This is a genomic window from Gilliamella sp. M0364, from assembly GCF_016100565.1.
GTDB lineage: Bacteria > Pseudomonadota > Gammaproteobacteria > Enterobacterales > Orbaceae > Gilliamella > Gilliamella apis.
Genome location: NZ_JACFSF010000007.1, coordinates 26,096 through 41,440, shown reverse-complemented (window position 1 = coordinate 41,440; position 15,345 = coordinate 26,096). Strand labels below are relative to the sequence as shown.

At 32.6% G+C, this 15,345-nt stretch carries 17 protein-coding genes; 14 read left to right on the top strand and 3 right to left on the bottom strand.

Annotated features, from left to right (window positions below):
• The first annotated feature begins 65 nt into the window (after positions 1–65).
• Entirely contained in the window at positions 66–2,363 is a 2,298-nt protein-coding gene (gene pbpC, locus H3U96_RS08875) for a penicillin-binding protein 1C (RefSeq protein WP_198196358.1), read from the top strand.
• 15 nt (positions 2,364–2,378) lie between these two features.
• Positions 2,379–2,801, top strand: coding sequence for a nucleoside-diphosphate kinase (ndk, locus tag H3U96_RS08870; RefSeq protein WP_198196356.1), 423 nt, complete (start codon positions 2,379–2,381; stop codon positions 2,799–2,801).
• 67 nt (positions 2,802–2,868) lie between these two features.
• Here ndk and H3U96_RS08865 read toward each other — a convergent pair whose 3' ends face one another.
• Positions 2,869–3,630 carry a DeoR/GlpR family DNA-binding transcription regulator gene (locus H3U96_RS08865; RefSeq protein WP_086357046.1) on the bottom strand — a complete coding sequence of 254 codons (762 nt, stop codon included), beginning with the start codon at positions 3,628–3,630 and terminating at the stop codon, positions 2,869–2,871.
• 45 nt (positions 3,631–3,675) lie between these two features.
• On the bottom strand, positions 3,676–4,656 hold the full coding sequence (gene pdxA, locus H3U96_RS08860; protein WP_065577998.1) for a 4-hydroxythreonine-4-phosphate dehydrogenase PdxA: 981 nt from the start codon (positions 4,654–4,656) through the stop codon (positions 3,676–3,678).
• Positions 4,657–4,921: 265 nt separating this feature from the next.
• Here pdxA and H3U96_RS08855 point away from each other — a divergent pair, with 265 nt between their 5' ends.
• From H3U96_RS08855 to pmrB, 8 genes are all read left to right on the top strand, one after another.
• Positions 4,922–5,884 (top strand): 2-keto-3-deoxygluconate permease, encoded by a 963-nt coding sequence (locus H3U96_RS08855; protein WP_065614291.1) that lies wholly within the window; start codon positions 4,922–4,924, stop codon positions 5,882–5,884.
• Positions 5,885–5,895: 11 nt separating this feature from the next.
• Positions 5,896–7,104 carry a four-carbon acid sugar kinase family protein gene (locus H3U96_RS08850; RefSeq protein WP_198196354.1) on the top strand — a complete coding sequence of 403 codons (1,209 nt, stop codon included), beginning with the start codon at positions 5,896–5,898 and terminating at the stop codon, positions 7,102–7,104.
• A gap of 184 nt (positions 7,105–7,288) precedes the next feature.
• Positions 7,289–8,116, top strand: coding sequence for an ABC transporter substrate-binding protein (locus tag H3U96_RS08845; protein WP_065577995.1), 828 nt, complete (start codon positions 7,289–7,291; stop codon positions 8,114–8,116).
• 5 nt (positions 8,117–8,121) lie between these two features.
• On the top strand, positions 8,122–8,847 hold the full coding sequence (locus H3U96_RS08840) for an amino acid ABC transporter permease (protein WP_034901374.1): 726 nt from the start codon (positions 8,122–8,124) through the stop codon (positions 8,845–8,847).
• A 6-nt stretch (positions 8,848–8,853) separates the two neighbouring features.
• Positions 8,854–9,540, top strand: a complete 687-nt coding sequence (locus tag H3U96_RS08835) for an amino acid ABC transporter permease (protein ID WP_065577994.1) — start codon at positions 8,854–8,856, stop codon at positions 9,538–9,540.
• 122 nt (positions 9,541–9,662) lie between these two features.
• Positions 9,663–10,199: a phosphatase PAP2 family protein gene (locus H3U96_RS11455; protein ID WP_065650878.1), complete on the top strand. Its 537-nt coding sequence runs from the start codon at positions 9,663–9,665 to the stop codon at positions 10,197–10,199.
• An 89-nt stretch (positions 10,200–10,288) separates the two neighbouring features.
• The gene (gene pmrA / locus H3U96_RS08825) at positions 10,289–10,951 is read left to right on the top strand and encodes a two-component system response regulator PmrA (protein WP_034901372.1); all 663 of its coding nucleotides are present in this window, start codon (positions 10,289–10,291) and stop codon (positions 10,949–10,951) included.
• Between the two features lie 32 nt (positions 10,952–10,983).
• Entirely contained in the window at positions 10,984–12,081 is a 1,098-nt protein-coding gene (gene pmrB, locus H3U96_RS08820; protein ID WP_086361235.1) for a two-component system sensor histidine kinase PmrB, read from the top strand.
• Here the strand turns inward: pmrB and H3U96_RS08815 are convergent.
• Complete coding sequence (locus tag H3U96_RS08815) at positions 12,053–12,673, bottom strand: YrbL family protein (protein ID WP_065614287.1); 621 nt, start codon at positions 12,671–12,673, stop codon at positions 12,053–12,055. The genes pmrB and H3U96_RS08815 overlap by 29 nt on opposite strands.
• Positions 12,674–12,948: 275 nt before the next feature.
• On the opposite strand from H3U96_RS08815, the gene rplM reads away from it, so the two are divergent.
• The 4 genes from rplM to H3U96_RS08795 all read left to right on the top strand — a co-directional run bounded on the left by rplM (position 12,949) and on the right by H3U96_RS08795 (position 15,178).
• Positions 12,949–13,377, top strand: a complete 429-nt coding sequence (gene rplM / locus H3U96_RS08810) for a 50S ribosomal protein L13 (protein WP_034901369.1) — start codon at positions 12,949–12,951, stop codon at positions 13,375–13,377.
• Positions 13,378–13,388: 11 nt separating this feature from the next.
• Positions 13,389–13,781 (top strand): 30S ribosomal protein S9, encoded by a 393-nt coding sequence (gene rpsI / locus H3U96_RS08805; RefSeq protein ID WP_034901366.1) that lies wholly within the window; start codon positions 13,389–13,391, stop codon positions 13,779–13,781.
• Positions 13,782–14,083: 302 nt separating this feature from the next.
• Positions 14,084–14,716, top strand: a complete 633-nt coding sequence (locus tag H3U96_RS08800; protein ID WP_198196352.1) for a glutathione S-transferase N-terminal domain-containing protein — start codon at positions 14,084–14,086, stop codon at positions 14,714–14,716.
• 51 nt (positions 14,717–14,767) lie between these two features.
• On the top strand, positions 14,768–15,178 hold the full coding sequence (locus H3U96_RS08795; RefSeq protein ID WP_065650875.1) for a ClpXP protease specificity-enhancing factor: 411 nt from the start codon (positions 14,768–14,770) through the stop codon (positions 15,176–15,178).
• Positions 15,179–15,345 lie beyond the last annotated feature (167 nt).

Below are 15,345 nucleotides of genomic sequence, written 5' to 3'. Positions count from 1 at the left end.
CGCCAATATAGTTGGCGGAATTTTTTATTTCTAAATAAATTTAGCTGTATAATATAATAACGATAATGAAAAAGTGCTTTTGTAAACTATTTAAATTCTTATTGATATTACTAGTTTTATTCGTTGGCAGCTTTTTTGTTGCTGATTATCTTTTTCCATTATCTGTTTCACAAAATAAAACTACGCAGACTGTTATCGCTGAAGATGAAACGCCATTATGGCGATTTGCTGATAAAAATGGTATTTGGCGTTATTCAGTTAGTCTTGATGAAGTTCCTAATTATTATCTAGACGTTTTATTAAATTATGAAGATCGTTATTTTTACGATCATATTGGTATTAACCCAATTTCTTTACTACGTGCTGCTTGGCAAAATATAACAAATGATAAAATTATTTCTGGTGGCAGCACTATTTCAATGCAAGTGGCTCGGTTATTATATCCTCATGATCGAACACTGCTTGGTAAGTTAAAACAGATTTTTCGTACTTTTCAATTAGAATTACATTATAGTAAAAAAGAAATTCTAACTTTATATATTAATCATGCACCTTATGGTGGCACGATCGAAGGCATAGGGGCTGCAAGCTGGTCTTATTTTGGTAAACAACCCAAAGCATTAACCCGTAGTGAAGCTGTTTTATTAGCCGTTTTACCTCAAGCTCCTAGTCGATTACGACCTGATCGGTTTCCTGAAAGAGCTAAGCAAGCGCGTAACAAAGTCCTAGATAGATTGGCTGAATATCAAGTATGGTCAAATGATTTGATTGAACAAGTCCGACGAGATGAGGTTTGGGTTTATCCACGAAAGACTCCGCAGTTGGCTCCATTATTAGCTTATCGACTAAAACAGCAATATCCTAATGAGGATATTATACATTCAACCATTGATGTGTCTATCCAGTATAATTTAGAAGATTTAGCGATTAACCGTAAAAAACAGTTACCTCCTAAAACATCACTGGCTATTTTAGTTGTTGACCATACGGATATGACTGTAAAAGGCTATGTAGGTTCTGCTGATTTTAATGATAAAGAACGTTTTGGCCAGATTGATATGATTAGTTCATTACGTTCTCCTGGTTCTACATTAAAACCATTTATTTATGCCTTTGCTATTGATGAGGGTATGATTCATTCTGAATCTTTATTGCAAGATGTTCCTCGTATAACGTCAGATTATCGACCAACTAATTTTGATGAAGGTTTTTATGGCCCTGTTAGCGCATCAGAGGCATTAAGTAAATCACTGAATCTACCAGCAGTTCAGTTAATTGAATTATATGGTCCAAAGCGATTTACCGCCAAACTGGCTGGTATTGGTTTACCCTTATCCTCTATTGCTAATGAACCAAATATTTCTTATATATTAGGTGGCGCTTCGTTAAAAATGGATAATCTTGTTAGTGCTTACAGTGCCTTTGCTCGGCATGGTGAGGTGAGTCCGTTACGATTTACTCAAAAAGAACCTTTAATAAATAAACCACTTATTTCTGATGGTAGCGCTTGGATAACAAGACAAATGCTAATTAATAGTAATTTATTAGCATATAAAACTGGTACCAGTTATGGTTATCGGGATGCTTGGGCAATTGGAATCAATCCAAGGTACTTAATCGGTGTTTGGGTAGGGCGACCAGACGGTACTCCTGTTCCTGGACAATATGGTTCAATGTCAGCAATGCCAATTTTACAGCAAGTGAATTCAATATTATTAAACAGAGAAACTCGTTTGAATCGACCTATTATTGATAATGAAATGCCTAAATCAGTTTCTTCTATGAAAATCTGCTGGCCATTAGGACAACCTCTTCCAGAATCGGATGCGAATTGTCATCGGCAAAAAACAGCATGGGTATTGGATAAAATGGTACCACCAACATTAAGTACTTATAGCGAATTGAAAAACAACATTTACCGTTCTGGTTGGATAAATATTTGGGTAAATGAACGAAGTGAACGTGTCGCAGCTGATTGTTTAGGTGCACAAAAAAAACAGGTAGCATTATGGCCTGTTTCATTAGAAAATTGGTTACTAACTAAAGAACGAAGGAAATCAATATTACCTCCAATAGATAAAACATGTCCTGTAATGGGTAAGGATATCTTTTCTTCTCTCAATATTGTTGGGCTACGTGATAAACAACTGATTAGAGCTTTACCAGGATTTAATCAAGTGACTGTTGATCTAATTCCAGAAGGTGGTTATGGTGAAAAATGGTGGTTTTTAGATGGGGATTTAGTAGCTAATTCCCATAATAATGAAAAAATTGCTTTAACAGTGACCAAAAAGGGGATACATCGTTTATTATTATTAGATGAAAGTGGTCAAATTGTTCGATTAACTTTTATATCAGATTAATAAAGGAATTCTCATATGGCTATACAACGAACATTATCAATCATTAAGCCCAATGCCGTTAACAAACAAGTCATAGGTGAGATTGAAACTCGAATATCAAAAGCAAAACTCAAAATCATTGCTATGAAAATGATTAAGCTGACAAAGTCTCAAGCTGAAGGCTTTTATGCTGAACATCAAAATAAGCCTTTTTTTGATAAATTAGTTAATTTAATGATTTCAGGTCCAATAGTTGTACAAGTGCTTGAAGGTGAAGATGCCATCTACCAATATCGCCAATTAATGGGACCTACCGATTTAAGTAACGCTGAGCAAGGAACATTAAGAGCTGATTTTGCCGATAACACCACAGAAAATGCAGTACATGGTTCAGACTCTATTTCATCCGCCGAAAGAGAAATTGCCTATTTTTTTGTAGATAGTGAAATAGTTGGATAATTGTAGAATAAGGCAAATATCACAGATAAATGAATTTTATTTTTTATTGATTTATCTGTGAAATATATTAACTGGCAATATGTAACTTAAATGGTTGGCTTTGAAGATTTTGTACTGTTTCAGTATCTAAATGGTTATCGGTAATAATATCGGTAAAACGATTGAGTGGTATAGAGGTAAATAAAGAATAAGAATTGTATTTACTGCTATCTGCGACAAGTACTACTTTATCCGCCTTTTGAGCAAATCCTGCTTTAATTAATGCTTTGTCTTCAGTTGGTGCAGTTACACCTTTACTTAAACTCCATGAATTACAACTTACAAATGCAATATCAGGATTAATTTGTAGTAGCAATGAACGTCCATGTTCACCGATGCATGATTGACTACTATCATCAATTTTACCGCCAATGATGGTCACTTCAATCTGTTTAAACTCAGATAAAAAAAGAGCAATATGCAAATCTGATGTAATAACTCTGACAGGCATTTGGGTAATTCTTTTAGCAATTTCCAAAGTTGTTGTCCCGGCATCAAGCGCTATTGAGTCTCCAGCTTTTATTAGTTCGGCTGCAACATCTGCAATAAGCTGTTTTTCATTAAAATTTTTATGAATTTTTTCAGATGTAGTTGGTTGACTAGGAATAAAACGATTTAGAGTAACCCCTCCATGAGTTCGACTAATTACTCCTTGTTGATCTAATTTAATTAAATCACGACGAATTGTGGCAGGAGAGGCTTCAGTAGCTATAACTAACTCTTCGACTGTGACTAAGTTATGAATCTTAAGATAATCCATGATTTGATCAAGTCGATTGTATTTACCCACTGAAAATTCTCCTTTTTGTTTTGCTATGTTTATTAATATTGTTCACTATGATAACAGTTCCGCTAATCGGATTGATTCTATCATACTATCGGCTTTTGCAATACCTTGCCATGCAATATCAAATGCGGTGCCATGATCGGCTGATGTTCTAATAAATGGTAGTCCGGCTGCGATATTTACCCCATCATAAAAGCCTAATAATTTAAGTGGGATATGACCTTGGTCATGGTACATTGCGACAACCATATCAAATTTACCTTGATGGGCTTGTAAAAATACTGTATCAGGTGCACATGGACCAATAGCATCAATGCCACAAAGCCGCATTTTTTCAATAGCAGGTGTAACAAATTTTATTTCTTCATCACCAAATAGGCCATGTTCTCCTGCATGGGGGTTAACACCAGCTACAGCAATTTTGGGATCAGAAATTCCTACTTTTTTAAGAAAGTCATCAGCAATTTTAATTACTTTTTCAATTCTATCACTACTTAATTTATCCAAAAAGTTTCGTAGTGAAACGTGTGTGGTAACATGAATCACTTTTAGTGAATCAGTATAAAGTACCATTGCGACATCTTTACTATTAGTGAGTTTAGCTAATAACTCAGTATGTCCTGGATACATGTGTCCTGCCGAGTGTAGTGCCTCTTTGTTTAGTGGTGCTGTTGCAATTGCCGTAACTTCGCCCGCAAGAGCTAATTCTGTTGCTTTTTTTACACATCGATAAGCTAGATCTCCCGCTTGTGGTTGAATTTTTCCTGGTTGCAATGAATCGATATCTTCCAATTTTATATCAATTATATTAATCACATTTTTTGAGAAATCTGCTTCGCTAACGCTATTGATTATATTAAGATTAATGTTCTTAAATAATCCCATTTTTAATTGTTTTTTTAATAAATCAGCCGAACCAATTACAACCGAATTTATATTTTTTACAATATCTGATTGTAGTGCTTTGACAATAATTTCCGGCCCAATTCCTGCTGGATCTCCCATAGTTATCGCTATGATTTTTGACACAATTTATCTCCTTATATGAAATTTTAAATTCAAATATTAATCTTTCTAAACTATATATTTTTTAATTTGAAAAATCCACTTAATTTGATTAAATTTAATCATAAATAATATTTGTGTGATCTTGGTCATAAAACTAATCATTTTAAATATAATTAAATGCTGTTATTGATAATATATGATTCAAATAAATCAAAATGATTTATTTGAATCATATTTAGTGGGTGATTTGTAAAGAAGTACCAATTATTATTTCAAAGGAATTAATATGAATATTTTAAATACGGTAAAAAAAATACCTGGCGGATTGATGGTTGTTCCGTTGGTTCTTGGAGCTATTACTAATACTTTTGCTCCACAAGTTTTTTCAATTGGAGGATTCACTGAAGCATTATTAAAAACAGGAGCTCCAGCTTTATTAGCTGCGTTTTTATTATGTAATGGCGCACAAATACAGATAAAACAGGCAGGTTTACCTGTCCTAAAAGGAGTTATCTTATTATTAGTTAAAGTTCTAATTGGTGCAATATTAGGTATCATCGTAAATTATTTTTGGGGTATATATGGTGTGTTAGGAATTACACCTTTAGCAATAATTGCTTCATTAACCAATAAAAATGGTGGGTTGTATGCAGCACTTGCTGGAGAGTATGGAGATTCAACTGATGTTGGGGCTGTATCAGTCATCGCGTTATCTGATGGTCCTTTTTTTACTATGTTGGCTTTTGGAGCAACAGGTCTAGCTCAAATTTCATTTACCGTCTTATTAGCAGCCTTAGTTCCTATTCTACTGGGATTAATTCTTGGAAATTTAGATGATAATATTAGGAAATTTTTAGCTCCAGGTACAAGTATTTTGATTCCTCTTTTTGCTTTTCCTTTAGGTGCTGCTCTCAATTTTAATCAACTTATTAATGCTGGTATGTCAGGTATTTTACTAGGTATTAGCTGTGTTTTTATTACAGGTTTTGCAGGATATTTTGCTTTTAAACTATTTCGTTTTAAATTTCCGCAAGTAGGGGCTGCTGTAGGTGCAACCGCAGGAAATGCAGTTGCTACTCCAGCAGCTGTAGCAGCTGTTGATCCTACTTTCGCTGAAATAATGCCTCAGGCAACTGCACAGGTAGCTGCTGCTGTTATTGTTACTGCAGTTTTATGTCCAATCTTAGTTAGCTTTTTAAATAAGTTAGAAAATAAGAAAAAAGCAAAACTAGAAATGAAAGCTAAATAGGAGTAAATATAATGACAACCCAATATTTGATTGTTGCAGATGATTTTACAGGGGCAAATGATACAGGAATACAGATGAAAAAAAGAGGGATAAATGTAGATGTATTATTGTCTCCAGCATTTCATTCAAGTTCAATAGTGCTTGATACTGAATCAAGAAACCTTAATGCTAACGATTCATATTATAAAGTATTTAAAATGGTATCAGAAGTTTGTGCATTAAGTAAATTTGATATTATTTATAAAAAAGTAGATTCAACTTTAAGAGGAAATATAGCTCATGAAATCAGAGCTATTGCAGATGTTTATCACCCTGATTTAATTGTATTTGCTCCCGCATTTCCCAAAATGAATCGTATTACTAAAAATGGAAAACAGCATTTAAATGATGAACCATTAATGAATACTGAATTGACAAAAGATCCTTTAAGTCCTATTAAAACTGATAATTTAGCAGAAATTCTTAATCAAGCATTTAAAGAATCAGTCAGATATCATGAGGTATCTGAGTTAGATAATAATTGTTTCAATATTTCTGATGAGTATTTACATGTTATAGATATAGTATCAGATAAACAGATATCAGATTTATCAAAAATCCTATTGAAGCTTAATAAAAAAATTCTATATGTTGGAAGCGCTGGATTAGCTGAAGGCCTTTTCAACTCATTATATCCCACAGATCCTGTTCTAGGTGTTGTTGCAAGTATTAGTCAAGTATCAATTGAACAAATAAATTATGCTGAGTCAGAAGGAATTAATATTGTAAAAATTGAACCTGCTGATATATTTAACAATGAAACATATAATAAATATGCTGAAGAAATTTGCTTAAAATTGTCTCAAAAAAAGGATGTAATCTTAACAACCTGTAAGAGTAAATCTGATTATGAACAGACTTTAGCATTTTCAGAAGAAAATGGTATTCTTTTTCATGATGCAATAACTAAAGTTAAAGAATGTTTAGGATCTATTGTAGATATTGTATTAAAAAATGTCTCTATTTCTGGATTGTTTTTAACCGGTGGTGATACTGCCGTTAATATTGTTAATAAAATTCAAGCTGCAGGATGTTGTATTAAGCAAGAAATATCCCCCGGAATTGTGATGTCAACATTAATTCATGAACGTTATGGTAATATTAAAATTGTAACAAAAGCGGGAGCATTTGGGACCAAAAAAGATATCGTTACAAGTATAAATAAGTTAAAAGAAAAATGATTTTTTAAAATTCAATATTGAAATAATAAAAACGTCAATTTTGGGCGTTTTTATTATTTTTAATATAATTTAACTTTAAACATATAACCAATAGTTATATAGATGTAAATATTTGTTATTTATCCTAAAGACTATTTATTGTTAGACTTTTTATGTAAATACCTCTCTTATTAAGGATGTTGTCATGAAATTTCTAACTAAATCATTAACAGCTGTAGCTTTGATTAGCACACTATTAGGCGTGAACACTGCTTATGCAGATCGTTTAGACGATATTGAAAAACGAGGTGAGATTAAGATTGCTGTATTTGATAGTAATCCTCCGTTTGGATTTATTGATGAAAAAACCAATAAAATTGCCGGGCTAGATGTTGATTATGCTAATGAAATAGCTAAAGCATTAAATGTAAAAGTGGAACTTGTTCCAACTAATCCAGCTAATCGTATTCCATTACTTACCTCGCAAAAAGCGGATTTGATCGTTGCCAACTTTACGGTTACTGATGAGCGAGCTAAAACAGTTGATTTTAGTTTGCCTTATTTTGCCACTGGTCAGAAGTTTGTGGCTAAAAAAGGATTGTTAAAAACAGCTGATGATCTTAAAAATCTTCGTATAGGGGCTGATAAAGGGACTGTAATGGAAATTACGTTACGTGAAAAGTTCCCAACCGCTAAAGTGATTTCTTATGATGATACGCCTTTTGCTTTTGCAGCATTACGTAATGGAGTGGTACAAGCTATTACTCAAGATGATGCTAAGTTAATTGGTTTACTCGCAAATGTCCCAGAAGAACAACGTGCTGTTTTTGAAATTTCACCATTTAGTATTACTGAAGAATATCAAGCTGTTGGTGTTCCAAAAGGTGAAACTCGTTTAAAAGAAAAAGTTAATCAAATATTGTTAAAACTTGAAAATGATGGTGAAGCATTGACTATTTATAACCGCTGGTTTGGTCCAGATACAAATTCTGCGATGCCTCGTGGTGATTTCAAAATAGGTAAAGGTCAATAAATTATATGTATGAGCAATTACTAGAGCCACGTTATTTGTGGTGGTTGTGGGATGGTTTTTTAGTCACTATGGCTATCTCTTTTTTAACAATTATCTTTTCTACCACATTAGGATTTTTATTAGTTATTGCTCAGCAAAGTCATATTAAAATTATCAAAGGCGTTGTTATTGGATATAACGCCATTTTTCGTTATTCGCCATTACTACCGCAACTTTTTTTCTGGTATTTTGGTATTGGTAATTTGTTACCGATTGAGTTTAAATTATGGTTATTTGATGAACCAGAAATTCAACTGTTTTTGTTCACTCTAAAAATGCCATCTTTTGAATTTATTATTGGTTTAATTGGTTTAACATGTTATTCCAGTGCTTTTATTGCTGAAGAATTCCGGGCTGGTATTATGGGGGTGAGTAATGGACAAGAACAAGCCTCATTAGCGTTAGGTCTCACTCGTTGGCAGAGTATGCGATTTATTATTTTACCGCAAAGCTTTCGTATCGCTTTTCCTCCATTGATCGGTCAATATATGAATATTATCAAAAACTCATCGCTAACCATGGCAATAGGTGTGTTAGAACTATCTTATGTTTCTCGTCAAGTAGAAACCGAATCGTTAAAAACATTTCAGGATTTTGCAGTAGCAACTTTTTTATATATTTTCGCTATTGTTATTGTGGGTACCCTAGGCAATATTTATCAATCAAAATATTTACAAATAGGCAAGGTCTAATACGTTATGGATTTTAAGGGTTTTGAAATTATTTGGCATAATCTCGATTATCTTATTTTTGGTAATTTCCCTGGTGGCGTAGTATTAACATTGTTAATGAGTTTTGCTGCTATTGTTTTTTCGACCATTTTGGGTATTTTCGCGGGAGTCGGTTTAACGGTTTGTGACGGATTTTTACGTAAACTTTTAGTTATTGTATTAGGTTTTTTAAGAGCGATTCCCGTTATTATGCTCATATTTTGGACTTATTTTTTATTGCCAGTTTTATTAAATATTGATGTGCCAGCTATCACTACTGTGATTTTTGCTTTATCATTAATTGGTGGTGCATACATTGGTCATTCTGTTCATGCAGGAATGGTAGCTATTGGCAAAGAACAATGGCAAGCAGCTTTTTCATTAGGTTTCACGAAAACCCAAGTCATTATTTTTATTATCTTGCCACAAGCATTAAAAATGATGTTACCTTCCTTTGTTAATCAGTGGGTATCATTAATTAAAGATACCTCTCTAGCTTATATCGTTGGTGTTGCAGAGTTTACCTTTATTGCTACCCAAATTAATAATCGTAGTATGGTTTATCCTACAGAGATTTTTTTGTTTGTTATTATGGTTTATTTTATTATTTGTGCCACACTTGATTTTACAGTATCAGTATTACCAAAATATCATTTATTTTCTCGCAAAAAATAGCTAGATGGTTTGTTTTAATAGTATTGAGCAAAACATCTCTAAAAAAGTCAAAAAGGTTATTAAGGTTCTTTTAAGCTTTGTTTGCTAAATTATAAGTAAGTATTATCAATATTGGTTTTGATATGTTACTTAATATGAACACTCATCTTTTTTTATTAATTAATGCTCAAGAACACGCTTCGAAGTTGTTTATTCTTTTTGCTGTGTTTTGTGCTAATTACTTAATATTGCTACCTATTGGCTTATTAGCAATATACTGTATATACAAACCAGTATATAGAACATTGGTGATAAAAATTTTAATAAGTTTAGCATTGGTGCTAACTGTTACTTTTATTATGAGGCATCTATTTTATTCGCCACGGCCATTTGTACTTAATGTGGGTACTAATTTTTTAACTCATGATAAAACCAGTTCGTTACCGAGTCAGCATGCTGTTTTTATTTGGACTATCTGTTTTTCTATTTATTTAAATTATAAAAAGCAATTTAAATCGTTTGCTTATTTATCTACTGTAGTTGCTTTGCTTGTTTGTTGGAGTCGTATCTACTTAGGGGTTCATTGGCCACTAGATATTCTAGTTGGTATGTTATTAAGTTTTATATCAGTTTATTTAATTAAAAAATTTTGGTTTCTATATTACAAAATTTATAAATGATTAAAAATTTAAGTTGTTCAAGGTTAGGCATATACTAGTTAACTATGCTAGTTAGGGTATTTTTCAAATCTACTTAAGGTTGAACTATAATGAAAATACTTATAGTCGAAGACGATAGTTTATTACAAAAAGGGTTATACGATGGTATAACGTCTGATGGCTATGTTTGTGAAGTGGCATCTAATGGTAAGCAAGCGGAAGAACATATAGAGTTTTCGCAATTCAGTTTAATTATTCTTGATTTGGGACTGCCAGATTGCGATGGTTTAGATTTACTCACTCGTTGGCGTAAAAAACAAATTGAGGTTCCTGTTCTTATTTTAACTGCCCGCGATACTATTGAAGATAGAGTAGAAGGTTTAGATCTTGGTGCTGATGATTATTTAATTAAGCCTTTTGCTTTAACTGAATTACTAGCAAGAGTCAGGGCATTGATTCGTCGAAATCAAGGAACAGCTGATAATGTTATTAATTATGGCCCGATTAGCATTGATATTAAACGACAAACAGCGACATTAAATGGACAAGAAGTTATATTAACACCTAAAGAGTTTATTTTATTGTCTAGATTAATGTTAAAAGCTGGAGAAAAAGTACATCGTAATTTATTGCAAAATGATTTATATGATTGGCAAAGTGATCCTAGTTCAAATGTGCTTGAGGTTTATATTCATGCGTTACGAAATAAATTAGGTAAACATTTAATCAAAACTGTACGTGGATATGGTTATCAACTCAATATTGATAATTAGCTATTATTCTAAATTTAGTGAATGATAAATTTATGATTGAAAAATCCTTGACCAAGATCCGTCATAGTATTCGTTGGAATCTTTTTTTTACTTTAGGCGCTATTATGTTAATTTGCCAAATTATTACGGTATTTTGGTTATGGCATGAAAGTAAAGAGCAAATTGATGTTCTAGTTAATTTAACATTAAGTAAAAATAAAATCGACGAAGTAGTTGAGCACGAGGAGTTAGAGGCTATTTTTGCTCTGTTTTGTTCAGCTTTTTCTATGATGGCTGTGACATTATTTTTAGCTTATAAAGCTATTAAATGGATTACTAAACCTTTAGAGATTCTGGAAAAGGATCTAAATCAAAGAACCGCGGATAATCTTAAGCCGATAAAGCCAATTAGTAATATGCGTGAAATCAAATCGATTACGTTGGTATTAAATAATTTATTTGAGAGACTCAATAATACTCTTTCGCAAGAACGTCTATTCACTGCCGATGTTGCTCATGAAATGCGAACACCATTGGCTGGTATTCGTCTGCATTTAGAATTACTTGAAGCAAAAAATAAAATTGATTGTCGTGAATTAATTGAACGTATAGATCGTTTAGTCAATACCGTAGAACAACTTTTAATGCTTGCTAGGGCTAGTCAAAAATTTACGTTAGGTCAGTATCAAAAAATTAATTTTTATGATGATATTCAAATGTCACTTTTTGATGAGTTAACTGAATTAACAGAACAGAAACAACAAACGATTGAATGGCAAATTACTAATAAGATTACTTTTAGTGGCGATGCTACTCTGATTCGTTTACTGATTCGCAATCTTGTTGAAAACAGTTATCGATATAGTCCGAATAAAAGTAAAATTACGATATGCTTTTATAAAGACATTCAAGATATTATTATTACTGTTCAAGATGAAGGTTGTGGTATTGATGAATCAAAGACTGAAAATTTAACCCAAGCCTTCTTCCGAATGGATCGTAAACATAATGGAATAGGGCTTGGCTTAAGTATCGTTAATCGAATTACTAAATTACATCATGGGCAATTTACATTAAGAAATCGGCAGGACCGTCAAATAGGTACTATTGCCGAAGTTAGACTTAATGATTCACTTCATCAATTAACTTAGTTATTAAATTGTTATATTGATTTTCTTTAATAAGTGATGACAAAAAACGTTGCCAAGTGCGTTCTATTTTTGCTTTGGCAAAAAATCCGACATAATTAGCAATCGGAATAAAGGTTGAATTACCTATATTATCAATAATGATTAAGCGATTGTTTTCAGATGACAAATGCTGAAATAAAATATTTTTACTCTTGATTGTCATGGTAATAATTCGATCTTTTAATAACGCTGTTTTTAATGCTTTAAGTGATACAACTAACTCACTATAATATTGTTGAGTTAATTGTTCGTGAAAGAGATATTTTTCTAACGGTGTAGCAATTTTCCCATCATAGTCCCTAATTAATTCAAAAACATGTCCTTGTCCAAAATTAGTTGTTACTGGGCCATAATATTTTGCTAAAACATCCCACGATATTTTGCGTTTTATAAGATGTTTATAATAAGCAATTTCACGGTTTGTTTCCTCTTCGGCACCATCATTATAATTCACTTTGATACATTTATTCGGATCATCTGGATGGTGGTAGCACTTTCTATGTAGTCCTTTGCTTATATAATCTTTTTCAGTAAGTTGAATTAATTTTTTCATCAATTGATATCGTGTAATTAAAGGTTAACTAAAAGTGTAGCAGTTACTGTTTTTTATCGCTATGGTTTTTTTATTATAAGTTCTAGCGCTTTTATAATATTTCTGTATAATATTGCCACCCACGTTACAACAGTGTTCTTCCCAACACTGTTTTCGATTGTCAAAATTAGTATAGCAACTCGAAGGGGTTAGTTAGTTAATAGTAGCAATCAAAAAGTGTAAATAAATCAAATGATTTATTAACGTGAGATTAATTAAAATTTGGATAAATACGAATGAGTACTTTTTCAGCTAAACCAGAAACAGTTAAACGCGACTGGTATGTTGTTGATGCAGCAGGTAAAACGTTAGGTCGTTTAGCTACTGAAATCGCAAGCCGTTTGCGTGGTAAACACAAAGCAGAATATACACCACATGTTGATACAGGTGACTATATTATCGTTATCAATGCAGAAAAAGTTGCTGTAACAGGCAAAAAACGCACTGATAAGATCTATTATCGTCATACTGGTTACATCGGTGGACTTAAAGAAGCGACTTTTAAAGAAATGATTGAACGTCATCCTGAACAAGTCATCGAAATTGCTGTAAAAGGCATGTTACCGAAAGGTCCTCTTGGTCGTGCAATGTACCGTAAACTAAAAGTTTATGCAGGTAGTGAGCACAATCATGCGGCACAACAACCGCAAGTATTAGATATTTAAGGGGATAGAAGATGGCTGATAATCAATATTACGGTACAGGTCGCCGCAAAAGTTCCGCTGCTCGAGTGTTTATCAAACCAGGTAGTGGAAATATCGTTATTAATAAACGTTCATTAGAGCAATACTTCGGTCGTGATACAGCTCGTATGGTTGTTATGCAACCGCTTGAGTTAGTTGAAATGACTGACAAACTTGATCTTTATATCACTGTTAAAGGTGGTGGTATTTCAGGTCAAGCTGGTGCAATTCGTCACGGTATTACTCGTGCATTAATGGAATATGATGAAACTTTACGTTCTTCATTACGTCAAGCGGGCTTTGTTACTCGTGATGCGCGTCAAGTTGAACGTAAAAAAGTGGGTCTACGCAAAGCTCGTCGTCGTCCACAATTCAGCAAACGTTAATTGCTACGTTACAAATTTGTTTCAAAAACCCAGCGCAAGCTGGGTTTTTTTTCTGTTTTATTTATTACTATATAAATTTAGATAACAACCACCTAAATAAAAATAATTTATTATTATTCAATATGATATATCATAAATATTTTATTCTCATCTAAAAATATAATCTTTTTCTAAGACGAAAAAAATACAAATCTGAGAAAAAACAAAAAGAAAATTCATTTTTTTTAACAAATTTGTTATCCAATTTGCTAGAATAGCAATCATATAATAACTTATTTTAAATTTGCATATTTGGAGTGAACATGGTTGTTGCTGTTAATAAACGTTCTGTAATGACATTATTTTGTGATACAACAGATATTTATGGCCATCAGATTCGTTTTGTGTTGGCAGAAAAAGGGGTAACAGCTGAGCTCGAGTTTGTTACAGCAGATAATCTACCTCAAGAATTATTGGATTTAAATCCCTACGGTTCAATTCCAACACTAATTGATCGTGACCTTACCTTATATGAACCACATATTGCATTAGAATATTTAGATGAACGTTTTCCTCATCCACCGCTAATGCCTGTTTACCCAATTGTAAGAGCGAATTCTCGATTAACCATGTATCGCATTAAAAAAGAATGGTATAGCGCTTATGAAACAATTTTAGCTAATCCGGACAGTGAAGCTGCTAAACAAGCACGTAAAAATTTACTTGATGATCTAGTATCAATCTCCATAATGTTTAAAGAAAAAGATTACTTTATGAGTGATGATTTTACATTATGTGATTGTTATTTTGCTCCTCTACTTTGGCGTTTACCTATGATTGGTATTGAGTTGCCAAAAATAGCCGAGAAGAATTATCTTGCTTATATGGCTCGCATTTTTGAACGTCCAGCTTTTATAAGCTCTTTAACTGAAGATGAAAAGAAAATTAGAGCGTAATAGTTTATTTTTTATCTAACAACAGATTAGCAATTAAACAAGGTAGCCGTTATGGAAATTGATAACATGACTCCTCGTCGCCCTTATATCTTTCGGGCTTTTTATGACTGGATATTAGATAACGAATTAACTCCGTATATTGTGGTTGATACATCTGTATATGGTGTATTAGTACCGCAAGAGTTTATAAAAGATAATCAAATCGTACTTAATATTGCCCCGCAATCGGTCGGCCAATATTTAGCTAATAATGAACAAATCGAATTTAATGCTAGGTTTTCTGGTATACCTCAACATATTGTTGTACCCATGGCGGCTATTGAAGCTATTTATGCTCGTGAAAATGGTGTTGGTATGGGATTTGAGGATGAACCATATTATAAAGCTCTCAGAGAAGGTGCGAATAAACCAGCAGAAAATGTTAAACCGAAGCCAGTTAATCCTTTCCGAGTTGTCAAATAATTATTCTTAATTACAAGAATAATCAAATTTTTCACTATTTTATTTACAATATTATTATTTAGTCATAAATAGGATAGTCTTTTTTTGTCTGTAATATCTATAATAGTAATAGCTAAGATAAATCAAAGTAGGGGCAAAAGTAATTGTTATTTTAAAATTTATAACTG

What these genes read in the sequence shown, in the direction of transcription:
- H3U96_RS08845 (WP_065577995.1), top strand. Translation starts at nt 7,289, where the DNA reads ATGAAATTTCTAACTAAATCATTAACAGCTGTAGCTTTGATTAGCACA.
- ndk (WP_198196356.1), top strand. Translation starts at nt 2,379, where the DNA reads ATGGCTATACAACGAACATTATCAATCATTAAGCCCAATGCCGTTAAC.
- H3U96_RS08815 (WP_065614287.1), bottom strand. Translation starts at nt 12,673, where the DNA reads ATGAAAAAATTAATTCAACTTACTGAAAAAGATTATATAAGCAAAGGA.
- H3U96_RS08850 (WP_198196354.1), top strand. Translation starts at nt 5,896, where the DNA reads ATGACAACCCAATATTTGATTGTTGCAGATGATTTTACAGGGGCAAAT.
- pmrB (WP_086361235.1), top strand. Translation starts at nt 10,984, where the DNA reads ATGATTGAAAAATCCTTGACCAAGATCCGTCATAGTATTCGTTGGAAT.
- pmrA (WP_034901372.1), top strand. Translation starts at nt 10,289, where the DNA reads ATGAAAATACTTATAGTCGAAGACGATAGTTTATTACAAAAAGGGTTA.
- H3U96_RS11455 (WP_065650878.1), top strand. Translation starts at nt 9,663, where the DNA reads ATGTTACTTAATATGAACACTCATCTTTTTTTATTAATTAATGCTCAA.
- H3U96_RS08800 (WP_198196352.1), top strand. Translation starts at nt 14,084, where the DNA reads ATGGTTGTTGCTGTTAATAAACGTTCTGTAATGACATTATTTTGTGAT.
- H3U96_RS08840 (WP_034901374.1), top strand. Translation starts at nt 8,122, where the DNA reads ATGTATGAGCAATTACTAGAGCCACGTTATTTGTGGTGGTTGTGGGAT.
- H3U96_RS08855 (WP_065614291.1), top strand. Translation starts at nt 4,922, where the DNA reads ATGAATATTTTAAATACGGTAAAAAAAATACCTGGCGGATTGATGGTT.
- H3U96_RS08835 (WP_065577994.1), top strand. Translation starts at nt 8,854, where the DNA reads ATGGATTTTAAGGGTTTTGAAATTATTTGGCATAATCTCGATTATCTT.
- rpsI (WP_034901366.1), top strand. Translation starts at nt 13,389, where the DNA reads ATGGCTGATAATCAATATTACGGTACAGGTCGCCGCAAAAGTTCCGCT.
- pbpC (WP_198196358.1), top strand. Translation starts at nt 66, where the DNA reads ATGAAAAAGTGCTTTTGTAAACTATTTAAATTCTTATTGATATTACTA.
- rplM (WP_034901369.1), top strand. Translation starts at nt 12,949, where the DNA reads ATGAGTACTTTTTCAGCTAAACCAGAAACAGTTAAACGCGACTGGTAT.
- H3U96_RS08795 (WP_065650875.1), top strand. Translation starts at nt 14,768, where the DNA reads ATGGAAATTGATAACATGACTCCTCGTCGCCCTTATATCTTTCGGGCT.